This is a genomic window from Microbacterium sp. ZW3a (assembly GCF_057167165.1).
In genome coordinates this window covers 2,716,163-2,736,376 of sequence record NZ_CM169903.1, presented here as the reverse complement: position 1 = coordinate 2,736,376, position 20,214 = coordinate 2,716,163, and the positions used below count along the sequence as shown (strand labels likewise).

Below are 20,214 nucleotides of genomic sequence, written 5' to 3'. Positions count from 1 at the left end.
GCCGGGCGCGAAACATGATCTTCTCGCCGGGAAAACTGATTGACATCCGGTCGGAACCAACCCGAAACGGGGTGCTCTCGATACTGGGGTCATGAGCCCCGCTGACTCGGTATCCACCCGCGTGAACATCGCCCTGCTCGGTGTCCGCAGCGACGCCCCCGTTCGTCGCACGGGCGGCGCCGGCCCGAGCGACGACGGTCACTTCGTCATCGGCGGAGAGGGTGCCGCCATTCCGCTGAACCCCGACAGTCCCTACGTCATCCGCTCCGGGCGGTTGACTCTCGGCGGTGCCGACCTGGGCCTCGACGTCCAGCCGGTGCGGCGGCCGAAGTTCTACGACCTCGAGACCGCCGACGGCACCGGCTACGAGAAGATCGCCAAGCTGCACGGCCGGGACATCCTGGCCACGACCGTCGTCCAGACCTGCGTCCGGTACGACGAGAGCGAGCGCTGCCGCTTCTGCGCGATCCAGTCTTCCCTCGAATCGGGCGCGACCATCGCGGTGAAGACGCCGGCGATGCTGGCCGAAGTCGCCGAGGCGGCGGTGCGCCTGGACGGCGTGCGGCAGATGGTGATGACCACCGGCACCTCGAATGGCTGGGACCGCGGGGCCAAGCACCTCGCGCGCTGTGTCGCGGCGGTCAAGGCCGTCGTTCCCCAGCTGGAGATCCAGGTGCAGTGCGAGCCGCCGGCCGACCTGCGGGCGATCACCGACCTGTACGACGCGGGTGCTCGCTCGATCGGCATCCATGTCGAATCAATGGATGACGAAGTGCGGCGCCGCTGGATGCCCGGCAAGTCGACCGTGTCGATGGACGAGTACCGCGCAGCCTGGCGTGAGGCGGTGCGCGTGTTCGGCTACAACCAGGTCTCGACCTACCTGCTGGTCGGGATGGGGGAGGACCCCGACGAGCTCGTCGCTGGGGCGCGCGAGCTGATCGAGATGGGCGTCTACCCGTTCGTGGTTCCGTTCCGCCCGCTCAAGGGCACGCTCGCCACCGACGTCGACAAGGTGCCCGCGCCGGATCGGCGCGTGCTGCACGACGTGACCACGCGGGTGGCCGAGCTCCTCACCGCCGCCGGGATGCGCGGCGAGGACCAGAAAGCCGGGTGCGCCGCGTGCGGCGCGTGCGGCGTGCTGAAGACCGCGGGAGCCTGAGGTGCTCGACGTCACGGTGCTCAGCGGCACACGCACCGCGGTGCCCACGACGTGGTCGATCGTGCGGGCCGACGCCGCGCAGGCCGCTGCCTACCGCCGCATCCGCCGTGACGTCTTCGTCGACGAGCAGGAGCTGTTCCGCGGCGACGATCGCGACGCCGTCGATGACGACGGCCGGACGATCGTGCTCGTCGCGGTCGGATCCGACGGCACGGTGCTCGGCGGGGTGCGCCTCTCTCCCGCCGTCGCCGGGCGGGACATCGGCTGGTGGAGCGGCAGCCGCCTGGCCGTGGCGCGCGGCGCGCGTCGCGCCGGCGGGATCGGCCCCGCCCTCGTGCGCGAGGCGTGCGCGACAGCCCTGGCCATCGGGGTCTTGCGATTCGAAGCGACCGTGCAGCGCGCGAACGTCGAACTCTTCCGCCGGCTGGGCTGGATCGAGTGGGGCACGCAGGTCGTCGCCGGGGTGGACCACGCGCGGATGCGGTGGCCCATCGACCGGATCGCCGCCCTCGTCGCCGCGACGAAGGCTCCGCTCGGTGACACCATCGGCATGTTCGCTGCCGACGGCCCGTCAGCGCTCGGCGGCGCCGGCTTCATCGGCGACGACGGCGCACCGGTGCCCGGCACGGAGGTCGTCGCCGCGTGCGATGCGATCCTGCCCGCCCTGCTCATGCGCGACCCCGAGTGGGCGGGGTGGTGCGGCGTGCTGGTCAACGTCAACGACCTCACCGCGATGGGCGCCCTGCCTTCGGGCCTGCTCAACGCCGTCGCCGCGCCCACCGCCTCGTTCGCGCGGCGCGTGCTGAACGGACTCCGCAGCGCGGCAATCGCGTGGGACGTGCCCGTCCTCGGCGGGCACACGCAGGTGGGCTCCGCCGCGCCGGCCCTGACCGTGACCGCGCTGGGACGGACCGCTCATCCCGTCCCCGGCGGGGGCGGTCGCCCCGGTCACGAGCTCTCCCTCACGACCGACCTCCGCGGTCGTTGGCGCCGTGGGTTCGAAGGTCGCCAGTGGGACTCGACTTCGACCAGTGCCGGGACGGAGTTGCGCGCGATGGCCCGTTCGGTGCACGACGCACGTCCCGAAGCGGCGAAGGACGTGAGTATGGCCGGCATCGTGGGCACGGCGGCGATGCTCGCCGAGGCCTCCGGTGTCGGGGCGACGATCGATGTCGCCGGTATCCCCGTGCCCGAGGGCGCGGCGATGGGCGACTGGCTGACGTGCTTCCCCGGATTCGGGATGTTGACCGCCGATGCGCCCGGCGGTAGCCGCATGCACGCCGGCCCCGCTCACACGGCTGCGATCGGTCGCCTCGACAGCAGGGCAGGCGTCCGCCTGCGCTGGCCCGACGGGGTCGAGACCGACGCCGTCGGCTCCACGGCGACCGGGCTCGGGCCCGCCGCCGCCACGATCTCAGGCGCGCGCGCCTGACCACGGAGCGCCCGCCCGCCGGGCGTCCCACCGCCGTTCCGGCACCACCTCGAACCACCGAAACGACAGGAGAACACCATGAGCACCGCACACTTCGACGACGAGATCGCCGCGAACATCGAGAAGTCGCTGAACGAGATCCCGCACCCCTCGCTTCCCAAGGGCAGCAACCTCTACGGCTCCACCAAGGTGTTCCCCGACTACCAGGCGGAGAACGGCGAGGCGTACTTCACGCTGGTCCACGGCATCCCGCACGAGTCGTCGGTGAGCTTCGTCGCCGTTCTGCAGGCCACGCGCGCGCTGCGCAAGGGGTTCGAGTCTGCGATCTACTTCTACGGCCCCGGCACCCTCGCCGCGATGGCCACGCGCGGGTTCCCCACGACGGGCGACGCCGGCTTCCCGGGCGAGCTGAACATGAACGGCTCGATCGAGACGTTCATCAAGGAGGGCGGCACCGTCTTCGCCTGCCGCTTCGGCATGGCCCTGCACGGACTGCGCGAAGAAGACCTCATCGAGGGCGTCATCCCGTGCCACCCGCTGGACGTGCAGGACGCCATCATCCACTACGCGCGGAAGGGCGCGATCATCAACTCGACCTACAACCTGTGAGGCCCGCCATGCCGGTCACCGTTGCCGCCGTTGCGGCGAATTTCACACGCGATCTCGATCAGAACTACGCGCTCATCGCCGATCTCGTCGCGCAGGCGCGCGAAGCGGGGGTGCAACTGCTCGCTCTCCCGGAGGCCGCGATCGGCGGGTACCTCTCGTCGCTCGGCAACCACGGCGACACCGTGAAGACGACGAGCCGCTCGCTGCCGCCCGCGATCCGCCTGGACGGCCCCGAGCTGCGGCGCGTGCAGGAGATCGCGGGCGACATGATCGTCGTCGTCGGATTCTGCGAGCTCGACGACGACGGCGAGACGCGGTACAACGCCGCGGCCTGCCTCGACGGCTCGACGATCTATGGGTCGTACCGCAAGGTGCACCAGCCGCTCGGCGAGAACATGTCGTACTCGGCGGGCGACCACTACGCCGCCTTCGACACCCCCGTCGGGCGCGTGGGTCTGCAGATCTGCTACGACAAGGCCTTCCCGGAGGCGGCGCGTTCCCTGGCGCTGGACGGGGCCGAGATCATCGTGAGCATCTCGGCGTGGCCGGCAGCGCGCACCGCAACAGCGGAGAACCTCCAGGAGGATCGCTGGACGTACCGGCACAACCTCTTCGACATGTCACGCGCCCTCGACAACCAGGTGTTCTGGATCGCGTCGAACCAGGCGGGGACCTTCGGTTCGCTCCGCTACGTCGCCAACGCCAAGGTCGTGGACCCCGGCGGCAACGTGCTCGCGACGACGCTGCTCGATGCGGGTCTCGCCGTCGCGGAGATCGACGTTGCGGGCACGTTCCAGGCGATGCGCGGCGGGATGTTCCACCTGCGGGATCGTCGGCCCGACGCGTACGCGCCCGATCTCGTCACCGCTCGGGGGGTGCTCGTCGATGCCTGAGATGCGTTTCGCGGTGCGCTGGCCCGATGGGTCGGAGACCGATCACTACTCTCCGAGCCTGGTCATGCACGACCACCTCGCCGTCGGGGAGACCTACCCCGTCGCCGACTTCCTCGCGCGCACGACCCGGGCGCTGGGTGAGGCGAGCGAGCGCGTGCGTGCCCGCTACGGGTTCGCGTGCACGTCGGCGATGGCCGAGGAAGCCGCGATCGCCGAGGCGGCGAAGAGCCGGGGCGACGGAGCGGTGCTGGTGCTGCGGATGGAGCCGCCGCTGGCGAGATCGGGGGCGGCCTCGTGATCCCCGTCACCCTGAGCCCGGGGGATTCCTTCGACACCGTCATCGTCGGCGGCGGCCAAGCCGGCCTCTCGGTCAGCAAATACCTCGTCGACCGTGGCATCCGGCACGTCGTGATCGAGCGGGACACGGTCGCGCACGAGTGGCGTGACGGCCGGTGGGACAACTTCACCCTGGTGACGCCCAATTGGCACTGCACACTGCCGGGCTTCCCGTACGACGGGGACGAACCCGACGGCTTCATGAAGCGTGACGAGGTCTACGCCTGGGTGCGGCGCTTCGCGGACTCGTTCGACGCGCCCGTGGCCGAGGGGGTCGCGGTCACCGCGGTGCGGCGGGAGCCCTCGGGGCGCTTCACGGTGGAGACCTCCCGCGGCGTCCTCACCGCGACCACCGTTGTCGCGGCGGTGGGCGGATATCACGACCCCGTGGTGCCGGCCTGGGCGGAGGCCATCCCCGCGCACGTGCATCAGGTGCACTCGCACGAGTACCGGAATGCCGCGTCGCTGCCCCCGGGCCCCGTGCTCGTGGTCGGCACCGGTCAGTCGGGCACCCAGATCGCGGAGGACCTGCACCTCGAGGGCCGCGACGTGCATCTGGCGGTGGGCCGAGCGCCGCGCGTGGCGCGGTTCTACCGGGGTCGGGACTGCATGACGTGGCTGGCCGACATGGGCGTCTACGACGTGCCCGTCAGCACGGTGGGTCTGGCCAAGCGCGAATCGACCAACCACTACGTCACGGGCCGCGATGGGGGCCGCGACATCGACCTGCGCGCGTTCGCGGCGGCGGGCATGCGGCTGCACGGGCGTGCGCTCGGGGCCGACGGCGACGGCATCCGTTTCGGTGACAACCTCGCCGCCGATCTCGACCACGCCGACTCGGTCGCCGAATCGATCAAGCACGACATCGACGCGTACATCGCGAGGGAAGGGATCGACGCACCCGGCGAGGAGAGGTACCGGCCCGTGTGGCTGCCGTCGGGGGGCGAGGATGCCGTGGCGTTCGACGACATCCGGACCATCGTGTGGGCCATCGGCTTCCGCGCCGACTGGTCGTGGGTCGGGCTCGACGTCTTCGACGTCGAGGGACACCCCGCGCACGTGCGTGGCACGACCACCGAGCCCGGCTTCGCGTTCATCGGCCTGCCGTGGATGCACACGTGGGGCTCGGGGCGATTTCTCGCCGTGGCCGACGACGCGGAGCACGTCGCCGCCACGGTCGCCGCCCACGTCGGCGACCAGTCGCTCGCTCGGCTGGCGGGGTGACCGGCCTACGCTGGATGGCATGTCCAGCCTGACGATGGGTGCGGTCGCGGCGCACTTCGGTCGCGACGTGGGCCGCACCCTCGTCAAGCTCCCCGGCATCCTCGAGCACGCCCGCGCGGCGGGTGTCGAACTGCTCGTCCTGCCCGACGCCACGATCGGCGGGTATCTCCTCGACCTGCACCACCCGGCCGACAGTGCCGACGGCATCCCGCCGGCCATCGACCTCGAGGGGCCGGAGGTGCAGGCCATCGCGGATGCTGCGGGCGACATGGTCGTCTGCTTCGGCATTGCCGAGCGCGTGCGCGACGAGGCTGGCGAGCACCGGTACAACACGGCCGTGTGCGTGAGCGGTGGCGAGGTGCTCGGCACGCATCGCAAGGTGCACCTGCCGCTCGGCGAGTCCGACGCCTATCGGGCGGGCGACGGGTTCGCCGCCTTCGACACCCCCAAGGGGCGCATCGGCATGCTTATCGACTTCGACAAGACGTTCCCCGAGAGTGCGCGGTCGCTCGCGCTGGACGGCGCCGACATCCTCGCGTGCCTGAACGCGTGGCCCGCGAGCGTGACCGACCGCTCTGACCGCATGCGCAACGACCGACAGGCGCACCTGTTCGACCTGTATGACTGCGCGCGGGCGGCCGAGAACCAGGTCTTCGTCGTGTCGGCGAACCAGACGGGCGTGCTGGGTGGCCTGCGCTTCCTCGGTCAGGCGAAGGTCGTCGATCCCGCCGGCGAGATCATCGCGAAGACCTGGGCCAAGGGTGGGCTGGCCGTCGCGACAGCCGACGTCTCGGCAGACGTCGCGCGTGCTCGGCGATCGCTGAACCACCTGAGCCAGCGACGGCCCTCGGCCTACCGCGGGAGCTGAGCGTGCGCATCGAGCTGATCACCTACTCGACGAAGCCGCGCGGCGGCGTCGTGCACACGCTCTCGCTCGCCGAAGCGCTCGCCCGCCGTGATCACGACGTCACCGTCTGGACGCTCGGTCGCGGCGGCGACCAGGCGTTCTTCCGCCCCGTCGACCCCGCCGTGCGCGTCCGGGTCGTGCCCTTCGCGCCGCGGGACGACGAGAGCGTGGGCGCCCGGATCGAGCGTTCGATCGTCACGATGCGCGCGGAGTTCGCGGCACCGGCCGGCGCCGTCGTGCACGCCCAGGACTGCATCTCGGCCAACGCCGTGGGCCCCGCCATCCGCACCATCCACCATCTCGACGCCTTCGAGACGCCGCGGCTGATCGAGTGCCACGAGCGCGCCGTCGTCGAGCCGATCGCCCGCATCTGCGTGTCGCGGGCCGTCGCCGCCGAGGTGCGCGAGAAGTACGGACTCGGTGTCACGGTCATCTCGAACGGGGTGGATGCCAGCCGCTTCGCGGCCGCCGCTTCGCCCGGGGCAGCGGCGCTCCGCGATCAGTGGCGGGAGCGGCTCGGGCGCTACGTGCTGGCCGTGGGCGGCATCGAACCGCGGAAGGGGAGCATCGACCTGCTCGAAGCCTTCGCGCGGGTGCGCGACCGGCATCCCGAAACGTCACTCGTCTTCTGCGGGGGCGAGACGCTGTTCGACTACCGGGACTACCGCGCGCGATTCGATGACCGCGCCGAGGAACTCGGCATCCGTCCCGTGGTGCTCGGCGCCCTCGCCCACGAGGAGGTGCCGCCCCTGGTGGCCGCCGCCGGGGTGTTGGCGTTCGTCTCGACGAAGGAGGGGTTCGGGCTCGCCGCGATGGAGGCGCTCGCCGCGGGGACCCCGGTCGTGGCGCGCGACCTTCCGGTGTTGCGCGAGGTCTTCCGCGACGCCGTCCGGTTCGCCGACGGAACCGACGTCATCGCGGGCGAGCTGTCGGCGGCGCTGGAGGGTGATCACGTCCCGGCGGAGGTCGGTGTCGCGGTGGCGCGCTCTTATTCGTGGGATGCCGCGGCGGAACGCCACGAGCGTTTCTACCGTGCCGTCCTGCGAAACGGGGGTGATGGCGGTGCGCCGATCGATCTCGCGGATCTTCGCTGACGCGGCGGCGGACGATCCCTCGCGCGTCGTCCTCGTCGACGCCGACGGGGAGGTGACGGCCGCGGCGCTGGACGCGGCGGCGAGCCGTCTGTCGGCGACGCTGCGGGCGAGCGGGGTGGGTCGCGACGACCTCGTGGCGATCTCGCTCCCGAACGACCGCTCGTTCGTCGTCGCGGCCGTGGCTGTCTGGCGCGCGGGCGCCACCCCGCTGCCGATCGCGCCGCATCGCTCCGACGAGGAGCGCGCTGTGCTCGTCCGTGCCGCCGGGCCGACGGCGTTCGTCGGCGACGGTGCGGTCGACGCCTCCATCGCGACGGTGCCGTCGGCCCGGGTCGCGTCCGCGTGGGTGGGTGCGCCGGTGCCGCCGACGGAAGACGTGTGGGCCGCGCACTGGAAGGCCGTGCCGTCGTCGGGAAGCACCGGTGAGCCCAAGATCGTGCTGGCCGCCGGACCCGCGCTGTTCGATCCGACCCGCCCGGTGGCCGACTTCCTTCCGCGTGAGGCGGTGCAGCTGGTGTCGGGTCCGCTGTGGCATTCCGCCGTCTTCACCTACGCGATGCGGGGGCTCCTGACCGGGCACCGCCTCATCGTGCTGCCCCGCTTCGACGAGCGCGCCTGGCTCGAGGCTGTGGCACAGCACGGCGCGACGTGGGCGTTGGCGGTTCCGACGATGATGCACCGGCTACTGCGGGAGCCCGCCCATGCCACCGCGGACGTCTCGAGCCTCGAGACCGTCGTGCACATGGGTGCGCCGTGCCCCGTCGCCCTCAAGGCGCGGTTCCTCGAGTGGCTCGGTCCGCAGCGGGTCATCGAGGTGTACGCCGGCAGCGAGTCCAACGGTCTGACGATGATCGGCGGCGAGGAATGGCTGCGCCACCCCGGCAGCGTGGGGCGACCGATCGGCGGGACCGAGGTGCAGATCCGGCGCGGTGACGGAACCCTCGCCGGGGTGGGCGAGGTCGGCGAAGTGTGGATGCGGCGCGGCGCCGACCCCGCCTACCGCTACCTGAACGCCCCGAGCCGCCGAGACGCGAAGGGCTGGGACACGCTGCGCGACCTCGGCGCACTCGACGCCGACGGCAGGCTCTTCCTGCGGGACAGGGTTGACGATGTCATCGTGCGCGGGGGAGTGACCATTGCTCCCGCCGAGGTGGAAGCGGCCCTCGAGAGCCATCCGTCGGTGCGTAGCGCTCTCGCGTTCGGGCTTCCCGATGGGCGAGGAGGCGAGGTCGTCGCCGCGGTCGTCGATGTCGCCGATTCGCCGGTCGACGAGGGCGAACTGGACCGCTGGGCGGCGCAGAAGGTCGACCCGGCCCACCGGCCGGTGCGGATCCACCTCGTCCGGGAACCTCTGCGCAACGATGCGGGGAAGGCCAGCCGGGGCGCGTGGGCGCGTCGGCTGCGCAATGCGTGAGGGGTGACTTCCCGACGCCGCCGGTGTTACGTCGCCCGCGGCGGCGCCGTCGACTCCCGCACCACGAGCTCGGCCGAGAGCTGTACGCGCCGGTTGGCGATGGTCTCGCCGCGCGACATGGCCAGGGCCAGACGGGCCGCCTCGGATGCCATGCCGGCCAGCGGCTGATGGACGGTGGTGAGCTGCGGGTTCACCCAGCGGCACAGGTCGACGTCGTCGAAGCCGACGACGGAGAGGTCTTCCGGCACACTCAGCCCCCGTTCGCGCGCCGCCAGGTAGATGCCGTAGGCCTGCTCGTCGGAGCCGCTGATGATCGCGGTCGGGCGATCGGCGGAGTCCAGCAGCTCCCCGCCGAACCGGATGCCGCCCGAGGTGAGCGAATCACCGATCCGCACCAGTGACGGATCGGGCGTGATGCCCCGGCGTCCGAGCGCGGACATGTAGCCGTCGAGCCGGTCCTGGTGACACTCGAGGTTCAGGGGACCGGTCACGAACCCGATGCGCGTGTGTCCGAGATCGAGCAGGTGGTCGGTGGCATCCCGGGCACCCGACCAGTCGGCGGCCGACACGGTGACGAACGACTCGGTGTCGGTGCCCACGGGGTCGACCAGAACCACCGGCACGTTCAGGCGCGTGAGTTCGTCGCGCCCGACGGGGTCGATCTCGGTGACGACGATCACGATCCCGTCGGTTCCCCGCCCGGCGACGCGCTGCAGCCACTCGGGGGAGCCGGCCGGCGACCCGTCGGTGGCGGTGACGACGAGGTCGGCGCCGGCGCGCGCCGCTTCGGCTTGCGCCCCGCGGAGGAGCTCGGTGGCCCACTGAGTCTCGAGGCTGACGATGACGAAATCGAGCAGGGAAGTTTCGCGGCGCGCCTTTCGGCGTTCGTAGCCGCGCTCTTCGAGCAGTTTCTCGATCTCTTCGCGCTTGGGGGCGGAGATGCCCGGGCGTCCGTTGAGGACGCGCGAGACCGTCGGCACGGAGACTCCGGCGACGTGGGCGATCTCCGCCAACGTGGCGGTGCGCTGCGACATGTGCTCCCTCTTCCCGTCCGACGCCCCCCAGGGCACTTGACCGCGGAGCGGCGGTGGATCTACTATAACCATCACGCAAGTTGCGCAACAAGTTGCTTCCAGTGTCGGTAAAACTTGCGATGCAAAACGTGCGCCATGCAACGATCGCTGGCGCACCACACCTGCAGCACAAGAGGAGAAAATCCATGTCAAAGAAGACATCGTCGTGGCGCCGCGTCGGCGCGACGGCTGTCGCAGGAATCGCCCTGCTGTCCCTCGTCGCCTGCTCGGGCGGCGGATCCGGTGGCAGCGACTCGGGCTCGGCGACCGAGGGAAACCTGGTGTGGTGGGGGTGGACGCCTGACAAGCCCGTCGCCGACCAGCTGATCGCGGCGTTCAACGAGGAGTACCCCGACATCACGGTCGAATTCGTCTCGAAGCCGATCGACAACTACGACTCGGTCATGGGCCCGGCCATCACCTCGGCCGACGGCCCCGACATCTTCAACGTCGCTCCCGGCTCGGCCAATGGTGGCGTCGAGACCTTCCAGGCCGGCGCGATCGACCTCGGTCCGGTGGTCGAAGAGTCGCTCGGCTCGGATTGGCGCGAGAAGCTCTCGGCATCCGGGGTCGAAGGGCTCGTCGTCGATGAGAAGGTCGTCGGGCTCTCGGCGGGTTCGGTCTACTCGGGGAGCCTCTGGATCAACAAGGACATGTTCGACGCGCAGGGCCTGACGCCCCCGACGACGCTCGAGGAGTGGAAAGAGGTCTGCGCCGCGTTCCAGGCCGCGGGCCAGGGCTGCTTCGTGCAGGGCGCGGGCCAGTGGGCGTTCGACATGGACACCTTCGAGGCGATCATGGAGAACGTCGAGCCCGGCGCCTACGTCGAGGCCTCGCTGGGCGAGCGCTCCTACACCGACCCCGCCTTCGTCGAGGGCATGGAGATCTGGAAGTCGCTGTTCGACGACGGGATCATGCAGGAGGGTGCGGTCGGCCTGCAGCAGTACCCCGACGCCAGCAACGCCTTCATGTCGGGCCAGTACGCGATGGTCATGATGGGCACCTGGTACACGCAGTACACGGTGCGCGACACGATGATCGGCGCGATGGAGGCCGCGGGCGTGTCCAACCCCGAGCCGTTCACGATGATCCCCATCCAGTTCCCCGATGTCGCCGGCACCGGCAACACCGGCAACATGTTCGGTGACGCCGACTACGGTCTGGCCATCAGCGCCCAGTCCGACCAGCAGGCTGCGGCCAAGACCTTCGTCACGTGGCTGACCACGACCGAAGCCGGTCAGCAGACGGTCGCCAACACGCTCAACGACATCCCGTCACTGCTGGGCATCCAGCCCCAGTGGGACGAGATCGACCTGGTCAACGCCGAGGTCCAGCTCGAGGCGCTCCAGGAGTACACCGACGTTGCGGCCTCGTCGTCGCAGCCGCGGTTCGCCACGGTCTCGGCCGATCTGAACTCCGCGTTCCGCGATGCGCTGATCGGTGTCGCCACGGGTGACGTCACGATCGACGACGCCCTGGCCGGCCTGCAGGCCGTCGTCGACGCGCAGAAGTAACCAGCGCCACCCCTTCGTGGGCGGGATCCCCTCCCGCCCACGAAGGGCCCCCTGCCTGACTCAAGGAAGAGCACATGAGCACCCTCACCGAAACACTCGTGACCGCCGGCCGGTCACGACGCAGCGCGAGACGTGTCCCGCGCACCGGGCGCAAGTCCCCCTACCCCGGCGGTCTTCCCTGGATCCTGCCGGCTCTCGCCCTGGTCGTCGGGATGATCTACTTCTCGATCGGCTACACCGGCTACGTCTCCACGCTCGACTGGAACGGCTTCATCCTCAGTCCGTCGGAATCCGTCGGAGCCGACAACTACGTCGCCATGTTCGGCGACGAGGTCTTCTGGCAGGCCATCTGGCACACCGCGATCTTCTTCGTCGTGACCTTCACCGCGCAGACCGTCATCGGCTTCGTGTTCGCGGCGATCATGCACTCGCGCATCCACCTGGCGCCGGTCTACAAGGTCATCATCTTCGTCCCCACCGTCCTCGCCCCGGCGACGATGGCCCCCGTCTTCCGCCTGATCTTCGACGCCAACGGGTCGCTGAACGGCATCCTTTCGGCGATCGGCCTCGGGTCGCTCACCCAGCCCTGGCTCGCCGGTAACGTCACCGCGATGCTGGTCGTCATGCTCGTCACCATCTGGCAGTGGACGGGTCTGACCTTCATCCTCTTCTACGCCGCGATGAGCCAGATCGAGCCCGAGATCCTCGAGGCGGCACGGGTCGACGGGGCGGGCAACATCCGTACGCTCTGGTCGATCGTTTGGCCGATGTGCCGCGGCACCGCCGTCGCCCTCGCGGTGCTCGGAGTCATCGGCGCGCTGAAGACGTTCGACGTGCCGTACCTCGTGACCAAGGCCGGGCCCAACCACGCCACGGAATTCCTCGGCACCTACATCTTCCAGACGATGGTCCAGGAGAAGCACTTCGGATACGCCGCAGCCATCTCGATCGCCCTCCTCGTGCTGGCGATCGGCGCCGGTCTGCTGATGAACCGGATCAACCGACAGTCCGAAGGAGCCTGATCCATGTTCGACATCCGCTCCCGATCCTCGCGCTGGGGCCTGCAGCTCCTCGCCACTCTGATCGTGCTGCCGTACCTGTTCCCGCTCATCGCGATGGTGCAGGGGTCGCTCGCCGGCCAGGGCTTCGGCAACTACGCCAAGGTCTTCGCCACCGGCATCGTGCACACCTACTTCCTGAACAGCATCATCATCGCCGCCTCGACCATCGCCCTCGTCTACGTGTGCACGATGCTCGCGGCGTTCGGCTTCGCGAAACTCCGCATCGCGGGCAAGGAGATCTGGTTCTGGCTCCTGCTCGTCGCGCTGACGATGCCCGAGGCGGTGCTGCTGACCCCGCTGTTCGTCACCGCGTCGACCTTCGACATGTACAACGAACTCATCGCCGTGATCCTGCCGCTCGCGGCCCTGCAGGTGCCCTTCACGGTGCTCCTGGCGCGCAGCTTCTTCAACGGCATCCCGACCGAACTCATGGAGGCGGGCCGCATCGACGGCGCGAACATCGTGCGGGTGTTCTGGCACATTGTGCTGCCGCTGACCCGCCCGATCGCCGGCGCCATCGTCGTGCTGACCCTCATCAACAGTTGGAACGCGTACCTGCTGCCCCTGCTGATGCTGAACGACCCGAACAAGCAGGTGGTGACGTTGCTTCCGACCTTCTTCATGAGCCAGTACACCAACGACCAGACGGGTGTCCTGGCGGCGGCGGTCATCACGGCCGTGCCGGTGATCGCGGCCTACCTCCTCCTGCAGCGCTCGTTCGAGCGCGGCCTCGCGGCGGGAGCCCTCAAGTGACCCGCGGGCTGCTCACGGGCCAACTCGCCGTGGTCACGGCGGGCACGTCCGGTATCGGTCGCGCTGTCGTCGACCGCTTCCTCGCCGAGGGGGCCGACGTCGTCACGACCGGCGTCACCGCGGCACGTATCGCCGAGGCGCGCGAGGCGTGGGGCACCCGGGTCCGCGTCCTGCGGGCCGACGCCAGCAGCCTCGACGGCCTCGACGACCTCGCCGCCGAGGTGCGCGCGATGGGCCGAGGCGTCGATGTGCTGGTCGCCAACGCCGGGCGCGACGTCGCGTCGACCCCGATCGCCGACATGGATGCCGCGGCTTTCGACTTCGTGAGCGATCTGAACTTCCGCGGAACGTTCTTCACGGCGCAGCGGTTCGCACCCCTGCTCAACGATCACGCCCGCATCGTGCTGGTGTCCTCGATCGCCGGGACCAACGGCGGTCCGGGCCACGCCGTGTACAACGCGTCGAAGGCGGCGGTCCGCTCCCTCGCCCGCACGCTGACGGCGGAGCTCGGGGAGCGCGGCATCCGGGCCAATTCGGTGAGCCCCGGCCCCACGGCGACGGCGGGTTTCGATCAGTTCACCGGAGGCTCCGAGGCGGTGGCCGCCGCGGTGGCCGAGATGGTGCCGCTCCGGCGGATCGGCCGGCCCGACGAGGTGGCCGCGGCCGTGGCGTTTCTCGCCAGCGCCGAATCCAGCTTCGTCGCCGGTGTCGACCTCGTCGTCGACGGCGGTATGAGCCAGGTCTGACCCTTTCGCCCGTTCCCCTTTCGTTCTCTCGTTCATCCCCCAAGAAGAAGGACTCCTCTTGAGCACTCCCCTGAAGTTCGCTGTCGTCGGCACCGGTTGGCGATCCGATTTCCACATCCGCATGGCCGCCGCCGCGCCCGACCGGCTGGAGGCCGTCGGCGTCCTCGCCCGCAGCGACGAGGCCGCCGAGCGCATGGCCCAGCGATGGGGGATCCCCGTCGTCCGCACGATCGAGGAGATCCTCGCGCTCGAGCCCGACTTCGTGATCGCGTCGGTCTCGTGGCCGTCGATGCCCGGTGTCGTGACCGAGCTCGTCGAGCGCGGGGCCAAGGTGCTCGCCGAGACCCCGCCGGCCCCGACGGCCGATGGCTTGCGCGACCTGTGGGCGGCGGTCGGCTCCTCCGGACGCGTCCAGGTCGCCGAGCAGTACATGCTCATGCCCGGTCACGCCGCTCGCCTGGAGGTCGTGCGGTCGGGCGCCATCGGTCAGCCGACGGCGGTCGAGGTCGCCTCGACGCACCTCTATCACGCGACGTCGATCATGCGCGCCTACCTCGGTGCGGGAATGACGGATGCCGTCGTCTCGGCGCGCACGTTCACGGCCCCGCTGGCCGATCCCCTCACGTTCGACGGCTGGGTGGAGAACCCGCAGCCGCAGCCGCGCACCACGACGATCGGCACGATCGACTTCGGTGACGGCCGCATGGGGCTGTACGACTTCGTCGACAACCAGTGGTGGAACCCGCTGCTGGCCCGGCGCCTCGTCGTCCGCGGCTCGCTCGGCGAGATCGTCGACGACGCGGTCACGCGCCTGTCGAGCGAGGGCGTGCTGACGTCGCCGATCACGTACCGCCGCACCGGGGTCGACATGAACCTCGAGGGCAACGAGGTCGTCTCGGCCGCGTTCGAGGGGCGCATGGTCTACCGGAACCCCTGGGTGGGCAGCCGCCTGTCGGAAGACGACATCGCCGTCGCCTCGTTCCTTGAGCTCACCGGGCGCTGGGCGCGCGGCGAAGCCGAGGGCCCCTACTCCCTGGCCGACGCGTGCCAGGACCATCTACTCGGACTCGCCATCGAAGAGTCCGCTCGCAACCGCGCCGACGTGCGCGTCACCAAGGAGGTGTGGGCCTGATGCCCCTCATCACGATCGAAGTTTCCGAGACCGTCCCCGTCGCCACGCGCCTGGCATACGCCGAGGCCGTGCACCAGGGTCTCGCCGAAGGCCTGGGCATGGACATCGAGGACCGCTTCCAGGTGATCCACCCGCTCCCGGCCGATCACATCATCGCCGACCCGCACTACCTCGGTGGCGAGCGTCGCGACGTGCTCTACGTCCGCATCCTCATGGTGAGCATGTACGACGACGAGACCAAGGCCCGCGCGTTCCGCGCCATCGCCCGCCGCCTCGAGGCGGAGGGCGTGCGCCCCGATGACGTGTTCATCGCGGTGACCGAGAACACGATTCCCGACTGGTACCCGGGTGCACGAGGGGAGTCCGCGACCGATGACTGATCTCTCGCAGCGCCGCGTCGGGGGACGCGTGCGCCTCGTCGACCGGTCCGGGCGTCCCCTCGCGGGGGCCCGGGCCCGGGTCGAGCAGACGGCGCACGCGTTCGGCTTCGGCAACATCGGGTTCGACTTCATCGAGTGGATCGCGGGTGAGCCCGACATCGAGGGGGCACGTGAACTTCAGCACTTCGGCGGAGCGCTCTCGCTCGACCCGGAGCGCCTGGCCGCCGACTACCTCGACCTCTTCAACGCGGTCACCCTGCCCTTCTACTGGCGCGGGTACGAGCCCCAGCGGGGGCAGACCGACGAGGTCCGGCTGAAGCGGACCGCCGAGTGGTTCGCCGCGCGCGACGTCCAGATCAAGGGCCACCCCCTCGTCTGGCACACGCTCACGCCGTCGTGGCTGCTCGACCTGAGCGACACCGAGGTCGAGGACGTGCTGCGCGACCGCGTCCGCACCACCGTGGCGAACTTCGCCGGGGTGATCGATCTGTGGGATGCCATCAACGAAGCGGTGATCCTGCCGGTGTTCACCGCCGAAGAGAACGCCGTCACGCGGCTGGCCCAGTCCAAGGGACGCGTCGAAATGGTCAAGCTCGCGTTCGAGTCCGCCCGCGAGGCGAACCCCGATGCCCGCCTCGTGCTCAATGACTTCGATCTGTCGGCGGACTACGAGCGCCTCATCGCGGACTGTCTGGATGCCGGCATCCAGATCGATGCGCTCGGGGTGCAGACCCACATGCACCAGGGGTTCCGCGGCGAGGAGCAGATCGCGCAGATCCTGGAGCGCTTCGCCGCGTTCGGGCTGCCGCTGCAGATGACCGAGACCACGCTGCTCTCGGGCGAGATCATGCCGCCCGAGATCGTCGATCTCAACGACTACATCGTCGACGAGTGGCCGAGCACCCCCGAGGGGGAGGCACGGCAGGCCGACGAGATCGTGCGTCACTACCGCACGGTGCTCGCCAATCCCGCGGTCGAGTCGCTCACGTACTGGGGCATCACCGATCACGGCGCCTGGCTCGGCGCGCCCGCCGGCCTCCTCCGCGCCGACGGCACCCGCAAGCCCGCGTACGATGCGCTGCACGCGCTCATCCGCGGCGAATGGTGGATGGGGCCGACCGACCTCACCGCCGACGCCGACGGGATCGTCGCGATCGACGGGTTCGCGGGCCGGTATCGGGTGGACACCGGCGCGGCATCCGCCGTCGTCGAGGTGTCGGACTCCACGCCGATCGAGATCGTGGTGGATCCCGATGCCCGGTGAGGCAGCAGAAACCACACGCGTCGGCGGCGGGGTGAGCGACGTCGTCGCCCTCGCCGCCGGCGCGGCCCCGGTCCTTCGCGCCGCGAGCCGCGAGGCCCGGGCCGGCTGGCTGCGCGCTATCGCGGGGGCGGTGGATGCCGCGGCGGACGCGCTCGTCGAGATCGCTGACCGCGAGACGCACCTGGGCGTCGAGCGCCTGCGTGGCGAGGTGGCCCGCACCACCGGGCAGCTGCGGCTGTTCGCCGGAGTGATCGAGGAGGGCTCGTACCTCGAGGCCATCGTCGACGCCGCCGACCCCGGCGCGGTTCCGCCGCGTCCGGAACTGCGCCGCCTGCTGCGGCCGCTCGGCACGGTCGCCGTCTTCTCGGCGTCGAACTTCCCCTTCGCGTTCTCGGTCGCCGGCGGCGACACCGCCGCCGGCCTCGCGGCGGGATGCCCCGTCGTGGTGAAGGGGCACTCCGGCCACCCGGAGCTGTCGCGGGCGACCGCGCGGATCGTGACCGACGCGCTCGCCGCCGCCGGTGCGCCGGCGGGGGCCTTCGGCCTCATCGAGGGGCGCCAGGCGGGACTCGATCTCGTGCGGGCACCGGCCGTCCGCGCCGCGGCCTTCACCGGCTCCCTCGCGGGGGCGCAGGGGTTGATGGACGAGATCGCCCGGCGCCCCGACCCGATCCCGTTCTTCGGCGAGCTCGGGAGCACGAACCCGGTCGTGGTCACCCCCGGCGCGATCGCCGCCCGGGGCGACGCGGTCCTCGACGGGCTCGTCGCGTCCGTCACCCTCGGCGGGGGACAGTTCTGCACGAAGCCGGGACTGGTCTTCGTGCCGCGCGGGGTCGCGGACGACCCGCGCCTGCGGGCGCGCGTCGCGGAGCGCCCCGTGTTCACCCTGCTCACCGATCGCATCACGGAGGCGTTTGCCCCCGGGGTGGATCGGCTGCGGGAGGAAGGGGCGGCGCGCGTCGTGGCGGGCGAGGCCTCGGAGGCGTCCGGCCCCGTGCGCGCGGTGGTCGTCGCGACCGACATCGCCACGTTCCGCGAGCGGTCCGACGTGCTGCTCGAGGAGTGCTTCGGCCCCGTCACGGTGCTCGTGGAGTACGACGCGATCGAGGAGGTCGTCGCCGCCCTCGCCCGGGTCGGCGGCTCGCTCACGGGCACGCTCCACGCGCAGCCGGGCGAGGCGATCGACGCGGTCGTCGCGGCCCTGGAAGAGCGGGTCGGACGCGTCGTCTTTGACGGCTGGCCCACGGGCGTCGCCGTCACCTGGAGTCAGCACCACGGGGGGCCGTGGCCGGCGACGACGAACACGTACACCTCGGTGGGAGCCACCTCGATCCGTCGGTTCCTGCGCCCCGTCGCCTACCAGCAGGCGCCGGACGCGGCGCTCCCCGCCGACCTGCGCGACGAGGCTCTGGCGGGCATCCCGCACCGTCGCGACGGCGAGCTCGTCCTGCCGTCCCCGAACAGAGGAACCACCCCATGACCGACCACGCACCCGAGGGCGGCCGGCGCAGCGCCGAGTTCTACGGCGGCGATGACCGCAATGCCTACCTCCACCGCGCGTGGATGCGCCGCGGCGTGCCGGACCACGCCTTCGACGGACGTCCGAACATCGCGATCGCCAACACCGCGTCGGAGCTCACCCCGTGCAACTCGCACCTCGACGAGGTCGCGCAGAGCGTCAAGAACGGTGTGTACGAGGCCGGCGGCATCCCCTATAACCTGCCGATGGTCTCGATCGGTGAGACGACCGTCCGCACGACCGCGATGCTGTGGCGGAACATGGCCGCGATGGCGGCCGAGGAGTTGCTGCGCGCCAACCCCGTCGACGCGGTGGTGCTGCTCGGCGGATGCGACAAGACCATCCCCGCCCTCCTCATGGCCGCCGCGTCCGTCGGCATCCCGGCCATCGTCGTGCCCGGCGGGCCGATGCTCAACGGCACGTTCCGCGGAAAGCCCCTCGGGTGCGGCACCGATGTGTGGAAGCTCAGCGAAGAGGTGCGCGCCGGTGGGCTGGCGAGCGACGTCTTCCGCTCGACGGAGTCGTCGATGATCCGCAGCCGCGGGCACTGCAACACGATGGGCACCGCCTCGACGATGGCGTTCATGGCCGAGGCCCTGGGCATGACGCTGCCCGGAATCGCCGGCATCCCAGCGCCCGACAGCCGCCTGCTGGAGTACTCGCACGCGACCGGCCGCCGCATCGTCGAGCTCGCGCGCGAGGGGCTCACCCCCGCGGATGTCATGACGAAGGCCTCGTTCCACAACGCGATCGTCGCGCTCGCCGCGATCGGCGGATCGACCAACGCCGTCGTGCACCTGCTCGCGATCGCCGGACGCGTGGGCGTCGACCTCACGCTCGACGACTTCGACGCGATCGGCGAGAGCGTGCCCCTGTTGGTCAACCTCCAGCCCGCCGGGACGTATCTGATGGAAGACCTCTTCCGCGCCGGCGGCTACCTCGCGGTCCTCCGCGAGGTGCGGGACCGCCTCGACCCCACGGCGATCACCGTGGCCGGCCGTCCGTTCGTCGACGAGCTGGATTCGCACGAGGTCTGGGACCGCACCGTGATCCGCCCGGCGGACGAGCCGCTGCTGCCGGATGCCGGAATCGTGGTGCTGCGCGGAAACCTCGCGCCGTCGGGAGCGATCATCAAACCCGCCGCGGCCACTCCGGCGCTGCTGCGCCACCGTGGCCCGGCCGTCGTGTTCGACTCCGTCGAAGACATGCGGGCCCGCATCGACGACCCCGACCTCGTCGTCGACGAGAACTCCGTGCTCGTGCTGCGCGGGTGCGGACCGCGGGGCTACCCCGGGATGCCGGAGGTGGCGAACATGCCCCTTCCGCGGAAGCTCCTCGAGCGCGGGGTGCGCGACATGGTCCGCATCTGCGACGGTCGCATGAGCGGAACCGCGTACGGCACCGTCGTGCTGCACGTCGCCCCCGAAGCCGCCGCCGGCGGCCCCCTCGCCCTCGTGCGCGACGGCGACCTGATCGAACTCGACGTGGCGGGCCGGAGCCTGACGATGCTCGTCCCCGACGACGAGCTGCGCGCGCGCGAGCCAGCGCAGGCCGCGACCGCCGCGTACGCCTCGCCGCGGCGCGGCTGGGAGCAGCTCTACGTCGACCACGTTCAGCAGGCCGATACCGGTGCCGACCTCGACTTCCTCGTCGGGGCAACCGGACCGGCCGTCCTGCGCGAGTCCCACTGACCATGAAGGAGCC

At 70.7% G+C, this 20,214-nt stretch carries 19 protein-coding genes; 18 read left to right on the top strand and 1 reads right to left on the bottom strand.

All coding sequences use genetic code 11. The features are described from left to right. The first annotated feature begins 91 nt into the window (after positions 1-91). The 9 genes from ACU6WY_RS12840 to ACU6WY_RS12800 all read left to right on the top strand — a co-directional run bounded on the left by ACU6WY_RS12840 (position 92) and on the right by ACU6WY_RS12800 (position 9,068). Positions 92-1,159 (top strand): MSMEG_0568 family radical SAM protein, encoded by a 1,068-nt coding sequence (locus ACU6WY_RS12840; RefSeq protein ID WP_483820030.1) that lies wholly within the window; start codon positions 92-94, stop codon positions 1,157-1,159. A 1-nt stretch (position 1,160) separates the two neighbouring features. Next, a complete protein-coding gene (locus ACU6WY_RS12835) occupies positions 1,161-2,591 on the top strand; it encodes an MSMEG_0567/sll0787 family protein (RefSeq protein ID WP_483820029.1) in 1,431 nt (476 codons plus the stop codon). A gap of 78 nt (positions 2,592-2,669) precedes the next feature. Beyond that, positions 2,670-3,200, top strand: coding sequence for an MSMEG_0572/Sll0783 family nitrogen starvation response protein (locus tag ACU6WY_RS12830; RefSeq protein ID WP_483820028.1), 531 nt, complete (start codon positions 2,670-2,672; stop codon positions 3,198-3,200). An 8-nt stretch (positions 3,201-3,208) separates the two neighbouring features. After that, positions 3,209-4,093 carry a carbon-nitrogen hydrolase family protein gene (locus ACU6WY_RS12825; protein WP_483820027.1) on the top strand — a complete coding sequence of 295 codons (885 nt, stop codon included), beginning with the start codon at positions 3,209-3,211 and terminating at the stop codon, positions 4,091-4,093. Beyond that, positions 4,086-4,391, top strand: a complete 306-nt coding sequence (locus tag ACU6WY_RS12820) for an MSMEG_0570 family nitrogen starvation response protein (RefSeq protein WP_483820026.1) — start codon at positions 4,086-4,088, stop codon at positions 4,389-4,391. Before ACU6WY_RS12825 ends, ACU6WY_RS12820 begins: the two co-directional genes overlap by 8 nt. Continuing rightward, positions 4,388-5,653, top strand: a complete 1,266-nt coding sequence (locus tag ACU6WY_RS12815) for an MSMEG_0569 family flavin-dependent oxidoreductase (RefSeq protein ID WP_483820025.1) — start codon at positions 4,388-4,390, stop codon at positions 5,651-5,653. The genes ACU6WY_RS12820 and ACU6WY_RS12815 overlap by 4 nt, the downstream gene beginning before the upstream one ends. Positions 5,654-5,672: 19 nt before the next feature. Then, entirely contained in the window at positions 5,673-6,521 is an 849-nt protein-coding gene (locus ACU6WY_RS12810) for a carbon-nitrogen hydrolase family protein (RefSeq protein ID WP_483820024.1), read from the top strand. A gap of 2 nt (positions 6,522-6,523) precedes the next feature. After that, positions 6,524-7,654 (top strand): MSMEG_0565 family glycosyltransferase, encoded by a 1,131-nt coding sequence (locus ACU6WY_RS12805; protein WP_483820023.1) that lies wholly within the window; start codon positions 6,524-6,526, stop codon positions 7,652-7,654. Then, positions 7,617-9,068, top strand: a complete 1,452-nt coding sequence (locus tag ACU6WY_RS12800) for an AMP-binding protein (protein ID WP_483820022.1) — start codon at positions 7,617-7,619, stop codon at positions 9,066-9,068. Before ACU6WY_RS12805 ends, ACU6WY_RS12800 begins: the two co-directional genes overlap by 38 nt. 26 nt (positions 9,069-9,094) lie before the next feature. Here ACU6WY_RS12800 and ACU6WY_RS12795 read toward each other — a convergent pair whose 3' ends face one another. Further along, complete coding sequence (locus tag ACU6WY_RS12795; protein WP_483820021.1) at positions 9,095-10,102, bottom strand: LacI family DNA-binding transcriptional regulator; 1,008 nt, start codon at positions 10,100-10,102, stop codon at positions 9,095-9,097. A gap of 185 nt (positions 10,103-10,287) precedes the next feature. Between ACU6WY_RS12795 and ACU6WY_RS12790 the strand changes: the two genes are divergently transcribed. From ACU6WY_RS12790 to ACU6WY_RS12750, 9 genes are all read left to right on the top strand, one after another. Continuing rightward, positions 10,288-11,655, top strand: coding sequence for an ABC transporter substrate-binding protein (locus ACU6WY_RS12790; protein ID WP_483820020.1), 1,368 nt, complete (start codon positions 10,288-10,290; stop codon positions 11,653-11,655). Between the two features lie 74 nt (positions 11,656-11,729). After that, positions 11,730-12,677: a carbohydrate ABC transporter permease gene (locus ACU6WY_RS12785; protein ID WP_483820019.1), complete on the top strand. Its 948-nt coding sequence runs from the start codon at positions 11,730-11,732 to the stop codon at positions 12,675-12,677. Positions 12,678-12,680: 3 nt separating this feature from the next. Next, positions 12,681-13,469 (top strand): carbohydrate ABC transporter permease, encoded by a 789-nt coding sequence (locus ACU6WY_RS12780; RefSeq protein ID WP_483820018.1) that lies wholly within the window; start codon positions 12,681-12,683, stop codon positions 13,467-13,469. Then, positions 13,466-14,215, top strand: a complete 750-nt coding sequence (locus ACU6WY_RS12775; protein WP_483820017.1) for an SDR family NAD(P)-dependent oxidoreductase — start codon at positions 13,466-13,468, stop codon at positions 14,213-14,215. Before ACU6WY_RS12780 ends, ACU6WY_RS12775 begins: the two co-directional genes overlap by 4 nt. A 58-nt stretch (positions 14,216-14,273) precedes the next feature. Then, the gene (locus ACU6WY_RS12770) at positions 14,274-15,347 is read left to right on the top strand and encodes a Gfo/Idh/MocA family protein (RefSeq protein ID WP_483820016.1); all 1,074 of its coding nucleotides are present in this window, start codon (positions 14,274-14,276) and stop codon (positions 15,345-15,347) included. Further along, positions 15,347-15,727, top strand: a complete 381-nt coding sequence (locus tag ACU6WY_RS12765) for a tautomerase family protein (protein ID WP_483820015.1) — start codon at positions 15,347-15,349, stop codon at positions 15,725-15,727. Before ACU6WY_RS12770 ends, ACU6WY_RS12765 begins: the two co-directional genes overlap by 1 nt. Beyond that, a complete protein-coding gene (locus ACU6WY_RS12760; protein WP_483820014.1) occupies positions 15,720-16,991 on the top strand; it encodes an endo-1,4-beta-xylanase in 1,272 nt (423 codons plus the stop codon). The genes ACU6WY_RS12765 and ACU6WY_RS12760 overlap by 8 nt, the downstream gene beginning before the upstream one ends. Then, complete coding sequence (locus ACU6WY_RS12755) at positions 16,981-18,471, top strand: aldehyde dehydrogenase family protein (protein ID WP_483820013.1); 1,491 nt, start codon at positions 16,981-16,983, stop codon at positions 18,469-18,471. The genes ACU6WY_RS12760 and ACU6WY_RS12755 overlap by 11 nt, the downstream gene beginning before the upstream one ends. Further along, on the top strand, positions 18,468-20,201 hold the full coding sequence (locus ACU6WY_RS12750; protein WP_483820012.1) for an IlvD/Edd family dehydratase: 1,734 nt from the start codon (positions 18,468-18,470) through the stop codon (positions 20,199-20,201). The genes ACU6WY_RS12755 and ACU6WY_RS12750 overlap by 4 nt, the downstream gene beginning before the upstream one ends. Positions 20,202-20,214 lie beyond the last annotated feature (13 nt).